Consider the following 15427-nt stretch of genomic DNA (forward strand, 5'->3'; position numbering starts at 1 on the left):
CATCTTTATATGACTTCTATTTATTTTGATGTTTTTTTAAAAGAGATGGCAAAGAGAATCGAACTAAAGTATCCTGTTGCTTTTTAAAATCCAAGGGAGCAAAAGGTGAAAAGTAGGGGATACCGAAAGACCTTAGGCTACTTATATGAAGCCATATACATAAGGTCATAAGCAAAATTCCATATAAGCCAATAAATGCTGAAATTAGAATCAAGATAAATCGAAAACCACGGGCCGCATTGACAATACTAGTAGATGGCAGTGTGAAATTGCTGATGGCAGAAATAGCAACAATGATCACAACAGCTGCTGATACGAAACCTGCTTCTACAGCTGCTTGTCCTAAAATCAGTGCTCCTACAATGGAGACTGCTGGTCCAATTGCTCTAGGCATTCGAATTCCTGCTTCTCGTAACATCTCAAAGGCTAGTTCCATCACTACTATTTCTACAATGGCAGGAAAAGGAACCCTTTCTCGTTGAGCCATTAAGCTGACCATTAATGTGTTTGGAATAAGTCCCTGATGATGCGTAATCAATGCTAAATAGATAGCAGAGGCATACATAGAAAGAAAAAAAGAACCAAATCTCAAGATCCTTAAAAAGGAAGAAATATAGTCATTTTGATAATAATCTTCGGGAGACTGGAAAAATTGAGAAAAAATAGCAGGCGCAATTAATACAAAAGGTGTTCCTTGTACAATAATAGCAATTCGGCCTTCTAATAAATTTCCTACAACGGCATCAGGTCGTTCCGTATTTAATAGAAGTGGAAAAATAGTGGTCCTATCATCCCGGATAAATTCCTCAATATAGTTCGACTCAAGGACCCCATCTACCTTAATCTCTTTTAAACGTTCTTTGATTTCCTCTACAATACGTTCATCTGCATTCCCTTGAATATACATGATCCCTATATCTGTTTGGGTTACGCTTCCAATTTTCATGCTGTCTAAACGTAAATTAGAATCCTGAATTCTAGCTCGTATTAAAGAAGTATTAGTTCTTAAATTCTCTGTAAAGCTATCTTTAGGTCCTCTAACAACAGTTTGACTGGTTGGTTCTGTTACTGCGCGGGACTGAAGTTTTTTTGTATTGCCAATAAAAATTTTAGAACTTCCATTCAGTAGTATGACCGTATCACCAGTTAAAACGGCTGACATAAATTCATGCCAATTCTCTTTTATAGTCAATTGAGATACAGTTAATATCTGGGATATTTGTTCTTCTATCTCTTTGACGGTTACTACTTGATTACTTTCCTTAAGCCACTGAATAAGAGGAGTCATGATATTCTCATTTATAATGTTTTCATCTGCTAATCCATCAAGGTGGACAACAGCTGCTTTTGCCGTTTTTTGGTATGGAGACTCCACTATTCGAAATGACACATCAGAACTATTTCCTAGTTCGTTCAATAACCGCTCTATATTTTTATTTACATCATCATATAGAGGAGTTACCGAATAATTTATTGTCTTTTTTTCCTTAGATTCTCTTAGAAGATGTCTTTGTCGCACTTTTTACCACCTTTTATATGAATGAATATTTGTGTATGCAATGAGCACTGTTATTGTCTCTATAATTTGTAAAAAATATGTACATGTAGGAACTTTAGTATCTTCTTTTTTCGCATTAGTTGGGTATCAAAGTAATGCTAAGGATCTTTTAGAGCGTTTAGGTGAAAGACAAAGCTAGTCAGCTAATATGACTTTATATTCAGTGACAAATCAGGAGGTATTTTAAAAAAAGTTAAGTAATTCGATATAAAAAGCAGCCCATATTGCTTTGTATACTTGGAGCTTTTTATATCGGTATTGTAAAGGAAGCAAATATCCACGTTGATGAATTTCAAAATTTCTAATGTGAAATAACAAAAAGCCCTATCCTAAATTTAATTGCTTAGAGATTGGGCTTTTGTATAGAAATATTTTTAATATGATAGATAAATTTCTATTTACATTACTTCTCTATTAAGAAAGGGTACTCTCTTTTATGCTTTAACGGTCTGTTTTTTCACAGGAATATAGATATCAATCTCTTTGTTTTCCGAACCATAGCATCTTTTGTCATACAATTCAAATTCCATTGATCCGTAGTGCTCATAACCTGATTCAGGGAACCATTCTGTAAAAACATAATTCCATGTGGACTGAATGGAAGAAGTAAAAGATTCTTCATTTGATTTTGGTGTAGTAAATACAGCATATTCTAGTTCAGGGAAGCTTCTGTAAACTGTTCCTTCAGGCGCTGGAGTGCCTTCCTCTACTTCCATGCCAATTACATAAACAAATTCACCCGTTTCAGGATTAAAATCAGTGCAAATGCCAAGCTCCGCGTTTTCGTTTAGGGGATTGGGGATTTTAGAGCCTAATCCATTTTGCATGTACTGTTGCCAAAATTCAGGAATGTCTTTATTATTCTGGCCACCTTCGTTTTTTGTTTTTAGCTCATATCCAATGACATAAAAAGCAGGTTTAGTGACTAGCTTTGGTTCCATCTTATTTCCTCCTGACAAAAGTGTGATAGTTAGGTAGGCTTTTCCCCGCAGCGGTCCAGATATTCTCCTTGCGTTACGGTATTGCTTCGGTGAAACATCATAAAACTTTTTGAACGCTCTGTTAAATGATTCTTGGTATTGGAAACCAACATCAAGTGCGATATCAATGACTTTTTCATCTGTGAAAAATAAGCGTTCTGCTGCGCGTGTAAGTCTTCGTTTTCTCACATAATTCATCACTGATTCTCCAACCATGGCTTGGAAGACACGGTGATAATGAAAAGGAGAAAAACAAGCGATTTCTGCTAACTTTTCTAAAGTAATTTGTGTCTCCAAATTCTCCTCAATGTAATCTAGCGTTCTCTGTATACAAGTTACATAATTCATTTACATCCACCTACCTTACGTTCACTATAACAGCAAACAAATCTTTGTTCTTAACATTTTTTGCTACATTCAGTTAGGTGAGGATGTTTTTGTAATGTACGCCTCTGGATGTATAGCCCTAAGGGGATTTTAATGTTGAAATTTTCTATGTAAATTAATGGTATGATTACATTATTAAAGGGAGCGTTTGAATTGAAGAAATTTTGTTTTAGCTTAATGATTATTTTTTTATTAGGTGCTTGTTCTTATCAGGAAAGTACAAAAGAAGCTAGTGAAGAAATTGTATTACCAACTTCCACATTTAGTTCATCAAAAAATAACGCCGTAATTGATGAAAAGGAAATAAAAGAAAGTATAAAGACTTACTTAGATGCTAACGAGGATTTACTCAACACCAGTGATCAATTTGAAGAAATGATGGATTCTGATCAACAGCTAACTAAAGCTGAAGCGAAAAAACTTGAACAACTAAACGATCTGGTCAAAGAAAATGATCGTAACTTTTCCACATATATCTCGCACAACACTCTACCAGAAGGATATAAAAAAGAGTCAGAGAGAATTAGCCGCTTTATTACGGGTTCCAATCAAATTTTGGATGAACTGGATCAAGCAATCGATGACATGGTTGAGCGTATGAGCGAAGGAGATTTTTCTGAAACAGAAATTGAGTCACTTATGAATAAAAATGAAGGTGTAAATGGAAGGGAACAGAAAAAAATAGAGCATTTTCTAGATGACAAAAATATTGATACAAAAGCTTTTGGACGAAAGAGTTAAAATAATTTAATAGATTTGCTTTGGTTAGGGGGAGTTTACTATTGGAATAGTTAAGTCTACAAACAAACTTGCATTTTCTATTATCTATTTAGTCTTCGGTACAGCTTTGGGGATAGTAGCCAAATATTTAGATACCATCGCAGGTGTTGATGGAAGCTGGTGGATGAATATTCTGCCGTGCTTTGGGGATTTGTGTTCTAGGGCCGGTATTTGGGTACTGATTGCTACCCTTATAGCCGCGTATAGTAAAAGCCAAATTAGTGCGGCTCTTAATACATTCATGTTCTTTATAGGAATGCTAACAGGCTATTATATATATTCCGCTTTTCTATTTGGATCTTTTCCAACTAGTTATTTTTTACTGTGGGGAAGTATCGCACTAGCGTCTCCGTTTCTAGCAGCTATTGTATGGATGGCTAAAAATAATTTACGTCTAGCTTGGATATTACCAGCGTTGCCTATGGGGTTATTGCTAAGTCTTTCCTTAGCGGTTGGAGTATTTTATATATATGTAAGTTATATTGAAGAATTCATTATGTATGCTGTTTTATGCGGAGTCTTTTACAAAAATCCAAAGCAGCTAGCGGCAACAATTTCTGTTTCGTTTATCATTTCGTTTATTATCAAACAAGTAAGTCCATTTCACTTTTAATTTAGATTAAGATTAAAAAAAAGAAAGTTTACTATGTGAAAAGGGGGTTTCGGTAACTAACTATAAATACAATTTAAAACGGCTTTTACATATATATTCTTTAAAATACAGTAATTAGGAAACTTTTGTAGAAGTAATTCGTATAAAAGGTAGGAGGTGATGGATATTAACACGGAAAAACGTCTGGATGAAATTGAAAGAAAATTAGATGATTTACATAATAAGATAAGTAATCAAGAAAATAGAACAAAGTATAAACCTATCTTTACAGTTGTGCTCATTTTATCTGCAATTCTCATATTTTTTGTACTAATAGGTGTTGTAAGCTTTTTTACAGGTTAATTTTTTTTACTAATCTCTCAGAATTATTTCTGGGAGACCTTTCATTATTTAAACTAACGACAATTCATTTTGTATAAACTTGTATATAATATAACCGCTTAAGATAAAAGGGGATAAAGTTATGATGGGAAATGAAAAGAAACGTTCCACATTTAGTGCGGCTTTCAAAACCTACGAACAGTTATTAAAAAAGATCTTAAATATGTTCTTTGTTAGATAATATTCTACGCCATGTTAACTAAAGATATATATTTTAATAAAATATAAGGTAGTAAAAATGACATTATGGTGTTTACATGGAGGAAGAGCATGAGAAAGTTTTATATTGCTTTATTTAGTCTTTTCTTTTTTATTTCATTAGTTGGATGTCAAAGTAAAGCTGAGGATCCTTTAGAGTTTTCAGGTGAAACTCAAAGCTGGTCAGCTACTATTACGTTATATCCCGTTGAAAATAGTAAAGAAATAGCTCAAATGAACTTAAATTATCTAGGTGGTGAGGTAGAATCCGTAGGAGATTTTGGGATTAATTTAGACACTTCAAATAATCAAAATGGAATTGCAGTGAGAGACGCAAGGTTAAATAGAGAAGGGAATTTCAAAGAAAAAGTAAAGGTTGATGCTAGTAAAGATGTAATTAAACCTGAATATATGATTTTAACTGTTAAATGGAATGAAAAGTCAGAAGATATTATTTTAAAAGTTAAGTAATTAGGGAGAAAAAGCACCTTATACTCATCTATATCAAATATTCCCTCAGTTCTTTATCCTTACTATTTGTTAAAATATAATATTATATATCAGGAATTTTACTTTTGTAGTTTAGATTAATATAGTCGCGGTTTTTTTTAAAAACCTTAGCTCACATAATTTTTATTTAATTCCGTAAAAGGTGAATGCCCCCCCAAGCCTTCTGAGTAGGAGGCACCATAAGAACATTTTTAAAAATCTAGTAGAGGATTATTAATGCTCACTTTCGTCTATTTCGTCTTATTTTTACGTAAGTAGTCGGTGATGTACCAATGACGTTCCCGCAGGAGTCTAATGCTTTTACTTGAAAATAGGGGCCAACTTCCTGAGCATGAATATCTGTTTCGAATCCAGTACGAGGGGTACTAAATACCACTACTGCTAATTTAAAAGGTGTTGGTCCTGCTAGTACCTGCCAAGCAACCGTTTCGGTTGAACCATTCCATGATGCGTAAACTTTAGCTTCACCGTCGGGCAATAAGTCTACCGTTATGCTAGGCGGATAAAGTGGTAGACCTACCCACTTATTTTTGAATGCTCGATACGAAAGATTCTGATTTGGATATCGCATATCATATAACAAATTAAATGAAGGGTTTCTCCGTGTATTGCCCGCGTTCCTAAATTCCGAAAGGTACGGCTCTTGTCCCCACCCAATGAGTTGATTTCCATTGGAAAGCTTTTGCGCATTTCCTTGACTTGGAACATATAAAGCTGGGTCATGATAATATGTTCGATCTACACTTGCAACTTTGTCTTTATAATCTAAGTGAAGAATTAAACCACGCGCCTGTCCTTCAGGAGGAGAGGTGGAAGAAGCGCAGCAGGCGTCATCAAACAAGCTTATCCTATTTTCGGACCTATAGCGCGCATCATGCTGCCAAGAAAATGCAGCGTTCGGTCCAAGCTTAAAATCACTTTGTTTTCCACCAAGTTGCCAAATTACCTTTCCCGTTTCTTTATCAATGTTATAAATGGCCCACATATTACGCATACTCACTAGAAGTGTATTGTTTGGCCCTTCTTCGACTGAATTTACGTGGTAGCAATCCCATATATTATTAGAACTTGTCGCGGATGAAGCAGGTACCATTGAATCAGCTGGATTAATATGTTCAAGTGCACTCCAAAAGAAAACAAGTTCTCCCGTCTCAATGTCTACTTCTTGAATAGAGTAATCATCAAAATACCCGCGTAATGGTCCACCATACTTAGATAAATCCGCAGGTACTTGTTTTACCGCCGTAAACAAAGCCGTATTCCGTTTGGTGATTGTAAACTCATGCACATCAGCTGTAAATCCTTTTTTAGCAAATAACTTTTTAATGACCTTATAATGCTGGTTGATAATTTGAAAATAAGCACCAGGTTCAGGATCGCCTGCTGGAAGGTTTGGGGTTGCGGTTTGAGTTCCTGAAATTGTTCCTTGCCACATCGTAAGAACAGGGTTCCCGCAGTACATTTGTACTCGAAAGTCTGTGTTTTGGATATATCTACTAGCAAGTGGTCTAAACCACACTGGATTCCCTGTCTGATCCATAATTAGTGCCCCAGTTTGGCCAATCATAGCTGCTTCATATACCGTATAGGGCGCAACAAATAATAGGCCGGGAGCTGTTCCAGGCTTATTAACATTAATGGTAACCTTCATGGGATGTAAATTAGGAGCCGAAACAAAATTCCATACTTGCGGGTTTGAATGATCAGTGGATGATTGTGAATTAAAATTATCCATTCCCACTCTCATCTCCTCTAAATTTTATTATTAGCACTGTCGAGCTATTAATATGTCATTTGCGTCAGAATATGTACATATGTTTTAGGTTTGTGTGTTTTGTTTATTTTTAATGTTTATGTGTAAGGGCAGATGAAATAAATGTAAAAAACGAGCCCTTAGCAGATAAGAGCTCGTTTTTCTCGTTCATATACCATTATATATTATCAATGCAGCAATATTTTAATCGTGTTTAAAGTTGAAAACCATGCAAAAAAAGCAAATTTTTTTGTATATGTTATTCATCAAGATTTAAAAAGATGACCAGGCATTATCTTTATGTAAGCTGAAATTTTCATCTTTTTCTTGAAAAAATTCTATAAAAGGTAAAAACTAAAGCCTATCGCAATGTAGGTACCGACAAGTAAAACACCTTCGAACCAGTTGGAATCACCGTCGTTCACAACGGTCACCGTCATGAGAGCGGCAAGGATCATCGCAATCATTTCCGCTGTATTAAATACAAGAGGCAAGAAATCATACAAGTATGAGAACAGAACGAGTATAGGAGCAACAAACATGGCCGTTTGGACGGTTGAACCAATGGAAATCTCCACCATTACGTCCATTCTGTTATTATAGGCCATTGCAATTGCTGACACGTACTCTGCAGCACTTCCCACTATGGCCACAACAATAATTCCAATAAAAACGTGACTCCAGCCTAAGGCAGCACCTACTGGCTCAATGGTGCCAACAAGTTTTTCACTAATATAAGCTAGTACAATTGTGGCCAGTCCAAGTACAACGATTGCTTTCTTTTTTCCCCATTCTGGTTCCTCTCCATTTTCTTCTGCGTTTCCAGTAAAAATCCCCTTATGCGTGACAAGTTTAAAAAGAAGAGCAAGCAGGTAAATGGTCAGCATCACAATGGCAAAAGAAGTTGATAGAACCTGCATATCTTTATCATCCAGGCGTTTTGCAAAGATAAATGGCAATACAAAAGTTACGATAATAGCAAACATTAAGAGGGAGGTATTATGTCGTGTTTTAAACACACTAAATTTTTGCTTTTTAAATCGAATTCCTCCAACAATCATTGATATTCCGCTCGCGAAAAGTAGATTAACGAGAACTGCTCCAGTAATGGAGGAAATGACGATTGTATTTAGTCCTTTACTTAATGCAAAAAACGAAATAATAATTTCTGCAGCGTTGCCAAACGTAGCATTAAGTAATCCCCCTGCTGTTGGACCTACTACAACGCTAAGGCTTTCAGTAGAACGTCTGATGTAATTAGCCAAACTAATTAATGTCACACAATAAATAAAGAACATGAAAATATAATTCCAATTAAAAATGCTGCCAATAATTGAAAGAGGTACACCAATAATCATAAAAATGAAAAAGACTTTATTCATATTTTCCTCCATGGTCATTTATAGATCCTATAGCAAGAAGAGAAGCTTTATATTATCTTAGCGTTTTTATTAATATAACTCTTAAGACTTTTGTTATTCACATGGAGAGTGCAACTAGCAATTAACTCGACGCATAGAAAGAGAACATACTTAATAGCTGGTGCAAAAGGGGGCTAAATTAAAAAAGAAAAGAATCTTACAAGATAAAGCGCTATGAACTCCTCAACATAAGCTTCAAAGTATATTGAATAGTCTGCTCTGAATAAGCAATATGTATCTTTTACATGCTAAAAAGATATGAATTTTCCAAACGCCTATAATTGACGTTTGCGTTAACGTTAATTATGGGTAATGTAGTTTATAGAATTAAAAATAATTAGAATGAAGCACCATTTAAATATGATTCAAACTGGTCATTATCATTAAAGGAGAGAGCTATCATGTATACACTTGGAGAACTATTAGAGCAAAGGGCTACACAATCTGCTGAAAAAGAGGCTTTAATTTGGAGTACATCTTTCCATACATTTAAAGAATATAATGAACGTGTCAATCAACTCGCTCATTACCTGTTAAGCCATAACGTTAAAAAAGGGGATCGAATTGCAATTCTCTGTCAAAACAATCATCCGTTTCCTACCATTCTGCTAGCCGCATTAAGAATCGGAGCCGTAGCGGTTCCTATTAGCTGGCAGCTTACGAAGTATGAAATTATTGATATTTTAGATAGTGCACAACCTAAAGTTATTTTCTACGACCAAAAATTTCATGAGGTTATTCCTTTTGATTTTGAAATATTAAATGACGTTATTACTTTACAAGTAGGAAGAAAAAATAGTGTGGAGACAGTTGAAGAATATAATGAAATTTTTTCTGCGTATTCTATACTAAATCCAAATATACAGGTCTCTCAAGATGACATAGCTATGCTTCTTTTTACTTCTGGAACAACTGGCAACGCAAAAGGCTGTATGATTGAGCATGGTCATGTGTATTCTTATATACAACCATCTAGTCAACGAATCGATTATGAAGAGGATGGTCGTTTTCTTGCCTCGCATCCTTTTTATCATATGAGTTCTATTAATAATATTTTGAAATCTGTTTCCAACGGGATGGGGTTATTTCTGTTGTCAGATCCTACACCGGAAATCATTTGGGAAACGATTGAAACTCATAAGATCACTATGATGTTAGCGTTTCCCTCTATGTATATGCAAATGCTCGAAGTAGTGAAAAATGCAGGGTCAAAGAAATCTTCACTAAAGGTTGCTATTGCTGGAGGGGCAAAAGTTCCTGCTTATCTTATTAAGGAATATGAAAAATTAGACATCAGCATGATACAAGGTTATGGAAGTACAGAAGCATGGACAGTAAGTGTATGGACACCAAATATGGGAAATGAAAAAATTGAATCAGCAGGTAAGCCTCTTTCTGGTGTAGAAGTAAAAATTATTGATCCTGAGTCAGGACAAGAAGTAAAAACAGGAGAAGTTGGAGAAATTATTATAAAAAGCCCCTATTGTTTTAAAGGCTATTGGCATAATCAAGAGGCGACTGACAAAGTCCTTAGAGATGGTTGGTTCTATATGGGGGACGCTGGAAAGGTAGATCAAGACGGTTTTTTATATATTATGGGACGCTATAAAGATGTTATCGTATATGGCGGTGATAATATCTATCCTGATCAGGTAGAAGAAATAATTGAGCAAATAGATACGGTTATAGAAGCTGCTGTAGTAGGAGTAGAAGACCCAGTTTATGGAGAAAAACCTAGAGCGTATGTGGTAAAAGATCCTCATTCTTCTTTAACAAAAGAAGATATCCTAAAATATTGTAGAGATCGTCTAGCAAGCTACAAAGTTCCCGAAGTTTATTTTATTGATAAACTTCCTAAAAATCAGCTCGGTAAAGTATTAAAAAGAGAACTAAAATGAAGATAGTTAAAAGCGTGGGCTGAATGCAGTCCACGCTTTTAGGATGGAAAATTATATATCTAAAGCAGAAATGTTAAATAGAAAGTCCTTTTATATCAGGATAACAAACACGAAGTGTATTCTCATACTCAGATTCGTATCCTGTAAATACCAGCTTTTTTTCTTTATTCTCATAGTGAAATCCGAATTTCTTTAAATCATTTTTCAATATATCTTCCCTAATTTTCATGGAAGAAGCAATATCTTCATAAGTAGCACCATTATTTAGCTTCTGAATAATCTCACCTATTAACAAGTTACAACCTCCAGTAGTATACGTTTCTTAAGTAATAATTTATCCTAAACAGCTGCTTTTATGAGATACAAGTAAAGATTAACACTTTAAGTGAGGGCTATATTAAAAGAAGTGTAGAAAGCTGCATGTTTTTAATGGTAAATTATTTCTCTTGTCCTTTATCATAAAATTTAATTGATCCTGAAAAAAGCAAAGAGAATATTCTCTTTGCTTTTTTCTTGGCTTTAATATTTACTGCTCTTTTTCTGGTGCCATTTCAACTTTACCTGGCCAGAAAGCAAATTTTCCTAAAACCGTAGTAATCGCAGGTACAAGGAATGGTCGCACAATAAATGTATCTAACAAAACACCTAAAGCTGTGATAATTCCGAACTGAACCAGAACTTGAATAGGCAGTGTTGCTAGAACCGCGAAGGTAGCAGCTAAAATGATTCCAGCTGATGTAATAACACCGCTTGTTTCGCTTACGCCTTCTTTAATTGCTTGCTTTAATGGCATGTGCTTCTTTTTCTGCCAGATGCTTGAGATCATAAAGATATTATAATCCTCACCTAGCGCCACTAAAAATACAAATGCGTATAAAGGAATCGCTCCTTGGATAGCATCTGCCCCCATGATGTTGTGAATAATGAGCCAGCCTAATCCTAAGGCTGCACTGTAGGACAAGATAACCGTTCCAACCAAGTAAAGCATGGCTACAATGGAACGCAAGTAAGCTAATAGCAGGAGCGATATGAAAATAATAATTAATGGGACAATGATACTGTCGTCTTTATCACTCGTGGTCATCGTGTCATACTGTGTAGCTGTTTGACCGCCGATCCATACTTTGGATTTGACTGCGGAAACTCCGGACTGTGACAGTGCCTTTTCAGCTGCATCTCTCAAGTCTGGAACAGCTTTCATTGCTTCTATACTATATGGATTCACATTAAACGTGACGTCATATACTTTTAAATCCTCATTATTTGTACCACTTTGAGGTACAGAAACGGTACTAATAAGGTGATTTTTCTTTAATGCTTTTTCAAGGTCAACCGATTTTCCTTCCGTATCAATGACTACTTGTGCCGGTGCTAGTTCACCAGGAGAGTAAGCATCAGAGATAATGGTAAACCCTTCACGAGAAGGCATATCTTCAGGGAAAGAAGACAATAAATCATATGTGTACTTGATTTGACTTGAGTAAATGGACAAAGCTCCAAAAAAGACTAGACAAGCTACAATGATTGTCCATGGTTTAGTCGTAACCACATTACCAATCCAATTCCCGAAACGGTTTTTCTCTTTTCGGTCACGCACCGGTTTTCCTTTCTTTTTCGCCAATTCCTCTTCCATTTCAGGAGTACGAGGAACGAAAGGATAAAAAGAACCTCTTCCCATAACCGAAAGCAGGGCGGGAATAAGTGTTAAACTTGCTAATCCCATAACTAGAATAGATAAGCTAAAAGGGATTGCAAAACGGTGGTAAGCACCGTATTTTGCTACAATCAAGGCCAGAAGAGAGATGACAACTGTAAATCCACTCATAGCTATAGCACCTGAAGCACCTTTAAAGGCGTTAATAAGTGCTTGTCTCTTATCTTTTACTTTGCGAAGCTCATCCCGATAATGAGAAATTAAAAATAAACAATAGTCTGTTCCTGCTCCAAATAACAAGACCGTCATAATGGATATGGACTGCGAGTCAACCGTAATCCATTCTTTATCTGCCAAAATACCGAGAATCGGACTCAGAACCCCATAGGCAAAACCTACACCGATTAAAGGAATAATCGCTAAAATTGGGGAACGATAAATTACAAGAAGTAAAATTAAGACTAATAAAACTGTCGCGATTAGTAAGGAAACGTCTGCTCCTTCAAATAAGCTGGTTGCATCTACTTGAATTCCTACAGGTCCGGTAACGCGCGTGCTTAGCTTATCTTTTGCATCGATATCTGTAGCAAAAGAATCATATGAAACCTGTTCTTTTACTTGTTTTTTAATCGTGTCTAGATTTTTTTCTAGTACATCCGTTTCAACGTTTTCTTTAAAGAAAATGGGCTGTACAAGCGTTGTACCGTCCTTCGAAATCATATTTTGTAAAGCTGCTAACGGTAATTTGTGCAAAGGCGGAGTAGACGTTTGTTCTTCTAACGGTTTCTTTTCTAAATCTGCCGCCACTTGCTGAATAGATTTTAAGTCATCGGTATTCAAACCTGAATCTTTATGCCATGTAAGCAGGGCAGGAACCCCTGAAGAGTTAGGGAATTCTTTCTTTATGAGATTTTCAGCCTCTACAGAAGGTGAATTCTCACTTAAGTTTGGTGCATTGTTCACTTCCGTTTTATTAACGGCAGGCCAAGCAATTGTTAGAACTGCAGTTGCCAGAATCCATACGGCAATAACAACCCAACGACTCACTTTTCCAGTCATCAATCGGCTGAATGTTGCTAAAGGTGATTCTTTCATTAATTCTCCCTCATTTCCAAATCTGTTTGTTTCTATTACAATATATATAGAACCTTCAATAATTATATATACCAGAAGGTTAATTAATCAACTAGTTTAAATGTGCCAATTTCTTGAACTAGAAGGAGGGCCCTTATGAATACGAATCAGACGCCGAAAAAAAAGCCTGGCAGACCTAAAATAACAACTGAAAATAATATAACAAGAGAGCAAATTTTAAAAACAGCTGCCCATCTCTTTATGGCATATGGATACGAAAAAGTTTCAATGGAGCAAGTGGCTGAAGCAAGCGATGTGACCAAGGCCAGCGTTTACTACTATTTTAAAAATAAGGCAACTTTGTTTACCGTTTCGGTATCAAGTATGTTCCAACGTATCACAAAACAGACAGAGAAATTATTACAAAACTCCAAAGGGCTGAAACACAGATTATATGAGGTAACCTTGGATCATTTAAAAAGACCGCATATTGATTTTGAAACATTATTGCAAGAAGCGACTTCTTCGCTTACAGAAGGTCATATTCATGAAATTCGTGAAGCGGAGAAAGCGATACATGAGGCATTAGAGAACGTATTCAAGCAAGCTGCAAACAGCGGAGAAATCGTCGTAGCAAGTCCAAGATTGCTTGCGCATACATTTTCCACGGTAACAATGATTCGGAACAAAAAAGAATTAATTACAGAATTAGGAGGCCCTGAAAAAACGGCTCAGGCTCTAGTGGATCTTTTTTGGGTAGGGATTAGTCCTAATTAATTTTCTTATTCCACTATAAAAACCGGCTGTAACATATTGGTTAATATGTTACAGCCGGTTTTTTTTATTGTTCACAGGTACTTCTTGAGAAAAGGGGAAGGGCATAACAATAATAGGGTGACTTTCTAACCTATGTAAGTATGTTGACATAAACTATTTACTGACATACTGGAACTCGTGTTTATGTTTATGTTTATCTTAAGAGATGTTCAATTGTTGATTAGTGTTAAAAAAATGAAAATCTTATCTTTTAGAGTTTACTGTAGCATATATGGTTATTCTATTGTAAACAAAACCTTTAGTATAACAGCTTACATTTTGGAAAGGAGAAAAATGGATGGAATCTATTTGGCTCGAATACGTATGGGCATTATTGATTCTAATCGGGTTAGAAGGATTATTATCAGCTGATAATGCTCTTGTACTAGCAGTTATAGCTAAACATTTACCCGAGGATCAGAAGAAAAGAGCGATTAATTACGGAATTCTTATGGCATTTATTTTTCGATTTGGAGCTCTTTTTGCCATTTCATTTATCGCCAACGTCTGGTGGATACAGGCGATAGGAGCAGCTTATCTTCTGTATTTAGGTTTAAAGCATGTCATTAAGGCACGGTTTGGGAAACACAATGAGAATATTCATAATGATGATGAAAAGGAGTCTGCTGGAAAAGGGTTCTGGCCGACGGTGGGAAAAATTGCGTTAGCCGACCTAGCTTTTGCCATTGATTCTATTTTAGCTGCGGTTGCTATAGCTCTCGGACTTCCGGATTCACAGTTTGGAGAAATCGGCGGTATGGACGGAGGGCAGTTTGCAGTTGTAGTTCTTGGAGGGATTGCAGGTCTTATCTTAATCAAGTTTGCAGCGACCTGGTTTGTAAAACTCCTTGAAAAGCGACCTGCTCTAGAAACGACAGCATACGCCATTGTTGCCTGGGTAGGGGTGAAACTTGCTGTTATTACTTTTGCGCATAAAGATATTGGTGTCTTAGATCCTCATTTTCCTCATAGCACTATCTGGACTCTAATTTTCTATGGAGTATTAGTTGGTATTGCTCTATTAGGTTGGTTTGCACCGGGCAATAAGTCATCAGAAAAATCATCGGCCTAGAAGGTAATCGAGTGTAATGCGCACCCTGAATTCACCAATCATCCTTACTCTTTCCGTCCAAATGGATCCTCATTTCAGCATTTAAAAGGATGTTTAGATTCTATAGAAAAGTGAGTTTTGTTGTTTCAAGCGTAACGATCAAGTGCGTTAATCCAAGCCGGGTTAACGCATTTTTTAATTGAAACTATTGCGCAAGCGAACCGGATTATTTTATTTATTATTTTTGTTAGTTTTAATATTCCTGTTTCTCTTTCTAAAATTTCAAAAAAATAATCAATACTTGTTTAAATGGAAATGGTTTGGGAATATAATTCACAAGTCAAAAAAATGAC

13 protein-coding genes are annotated in these 15427 nt (G+C 35.8%); 7 read left to right on the top strand and 6 right to left on the bottom strand.

All coding sequences use genetic code 11. From position 1 onward, the window contains the following. Positions 1-16: 16 nt before the first annotated feature. Both MKY06_RS08535 and MKY06_RS08540 read right to left on the bottom strand, forming a co-directional pair. The gene (locus tag MKY06_RS08535; RefSeq protein ID WP_029324355.1) at positions 17-1519 is read right to left on the bottom strand and encodes a spore germination protein; all 1503 of its coding nucleotides are present in this window, start codon (positions 1517-1519) and stop codon (positions 17-19) included. 473 nt (positions 1520-1992) lie between these two features. Continuing rightward, positions 1993-2886, bottom strand: coding sequence for an AraC family transcriptional regulator (locus MKY06_RS08540; protein ID WP_013056385.1), 894 nt, complete (start codon positions 2884-2886; stop codon positions 1993-1995). A gap of 192 nt (positions 2887-3078) precedes the next feature. On the opposite strand from MKY06_RS08540, the gene MKY06_RS08545 reads away from it, so the two are divergent. The 4 genes from MKY06_RS08545 to MKY06_RS08560 all read left to right on the top strand — a co-directional run bounded on the left by MKY06_RS08545 (position 3079) and on the right by MKY06_RS08560 (position 5368). Next, on the top strand, positions 3079-3666 hold the full coding sequence (locus MKY06_RS08545; protein WP_029324358.1) for an NDxxF motif lipoprotein: 588 nt from the start codon (positions 3079-3081) through the stop codon (positions 3664-3666). Positions 3667-3829: 163 nt separating this feature from the next. After that, positions 3830-4318, top strand: coding sequence for a hypothetical protein (locus tag MKY06_RS08550; protein ID WP_098278209.1), 489 nt, complete (start codon positions 3830-3832; stop codon positions 4316-4318). 159 nt (positions 4319-4477) lie between these two features. Next, positions 4478-4660: a hypothetical protein gene (locus tag MKY06_RS08555; RefSeq protein ID WP_098239462.1), complete on the top strand. Its 183-nt coding sequence runs from the start codon at positions 4478-4480 to the stop codon at positions 4658-4660. Between the two features lie 309 nt (positions 4661-4969). Then, positions 4970-5368: a hypothetical protein gene (locus MKY06_RS08560; protein ID WP_098278208.1), complete on the top strand. Its 399-nt coding sequence runs from the start codon at positions 4970-4972 to the stop codon at positions 5366-5368. Between the two features lie 259 nt (positions 5369-5627). Here MKY06_RS08560 and MKY06_RS08565 read toward each other — a convergent pair whose 3' ends face one another. Together MKY06_RS08565 and cax are read right to left on the bottom strand one after the other, a co-directional pair. Then, on the bottom strand, positions 5628-7142 hold the full coding sequence (locus MKY06_RS08565) for an arylsulfotransferase family protein (RefSeq protein ID WP_098278217.1): 1515 nt from the start codon (positions 7140-7142) through the stop codon (positions 5628-5630). 356 nt (positions 7143-7498) lie between these two features. Next, entirely contained in the window at positions 7499-8542 is a 1044-nt protein-coding gene (gene cax, locus MKY06_RS08570; protein WP_013056387.1) for a calcium/proton exchanger, read from the bottom strand. A gap of 440 nt (positions 8543-8982) precedes the next feature. On the opposite strand from cax, the gene MKY06_RS08575 reads away from it, so the two are divergent. Next, the gene (locus MKY06_RS08575; protein WP_098278207.1) at positions 8983-10479 is read left to right on the top strand and encodes a class I adenylate-forming enzyme family protein; all 1497 of its coding nucleotides are present in this window, start codon (positions 8983-8985) and stop codon (positions 10477-10479) included. 73 nt (positions 10480-10552) lie between these two features. Here the strand turns inward: MKY06_RS08575 and MKY06_RS08580 are convergent, their stop codons facing one another. Together MKY06_RS08580 and MKY06_RS08585 are read right to left on the bottom strand one after the other, a co-directional pair. Continuing rightward, positions 10553-10774, bottom strand: coding sequence for a hypothetical protein (locus MKY06_RS08580; RefSeq protein ID WP_013056389.1), 222 nt, complete (start codon positions 10772-10774; stop codon positions 10553-10555). 231 nt (positions 10775-11005) lie between these two features. Beyond that, positions 11006-13228 (bottom strand): MMPL family transporter, encoded by a 2223-nt coding sequence (locus tag MKY06_RS08585; RefSeq protein ID WP_340960565.1) that lies wholly within the window; start codon positions 13226-13228, stop codon positions 11006-11008. Positions 13229-13363: 135 nt separating this feature from the next. Here MKY06_RS08585 and MKY06_RS08590 point away from each other — a divergent pair, with 135 nt between their 5' ends. Then, positions 13364-13984: a TetR/AcrR family transcriptional regulator gene (locus MKY06_RS08590; protein ID WP_013056391.1), complete on the top strand. Its 621-nt coding sequence runs from the start codon at positions 13364-13366 to the stop codon at positions 13982-13984. 337 nt (positions 13985-14321) lie between these two features. Next, on the top strand, positions 14322-15095 hold the full coding sequence (locus MKY06_RS08595) for a TerC family protein (RefSeq protein WP_053487090.1): 774 nt from the start codon (positions 14322-14324) through the stop codon (positions 15093-15095). Positions 15096-15427 lie beyond the last annotated feature (332 nt).

This window comes from Priestia sp. FSL P4-0332, from assembly GCF_038005845.1.
In the GTDB taxonomy this organism is placed as follows: domain Bacteria; phylum Bacillota; class Bacilli; order Bacillales; family Bacillaceae_H; genus Priestia.

Excerpts from the sequence above, each read along its gene's own strand:
- MKY06_RS08540 (WP_013056385.1), bottom strand. The coding sequence starts at position 2,886 with ATGAATTATGTAACTTGTATACAGAGAACGCTAGATTACATTGAGGAG.
- MKY06_RS08550 (WP_098278209.1), top strand. The coding sequence starts at position 3,830 with ATGAATATTCTGCCGTGCTTTGGGGATTTGTGTTCTAGGGCCGGTATT.
- MKY06_RS08555 (WP_098239462.1), top strand. The coding sequence starts at position 4,478 with ATGGATATTAACACGGAAAAACGTCTGGATGAAATTGAAAGAAAATTA.
- MKY06_RS08560 (WP_098278208.1), top strand. The coding sequence starts at position 4,970 with ATGAGAAAGTTTTATATTGCTTTATTTAGTCTTTTCTTTTTTATTTCA.
- MKY06_RS08565 (WP_098278217.1), bottom strand. The coding sequence starts at position 7,142 with ATGGATAATTTTAATTCACAATCATCCACTGATCATTCAAACCCGCAA.
- cax (WP_013056387.1), bottom strand. The coding sequence starts at position 8,542 with ATGAATAAAGTCTTTTTCATTTTTATGATTATTGGTGTACCTCTTTCA.
- MKY06_RS08575 (WP_098278207.1), top strand. The coding sequence starts at position 8,983 with ATGTATACACTTGGAGAACTATTAGAGCAAAGGGCTACACAATCTGCT.
- MKY06_RS08585 (WP_340960565.1), bottom strand. The coding sequence starts at position 13,228 with ATGAAAGAATCACCTTTAGCAACATTCAGCCGATTGATGACTGGAAAA.
- MKY06_RS08590 (WP_013056391.1), top strand. The coding sequence starts at position 13,364 with ATGAATACGAATCAGACGCCGAAAAAAAAGCCTGGCAGACCTAAAATA.
- MKY06_RS08595 (WP_053487090.1), top strand. The coding sequence starts at position 14,322 with ATGGAATCTATTTGGCTCGAATACGTATGGGCATTATTGATTCTAATC.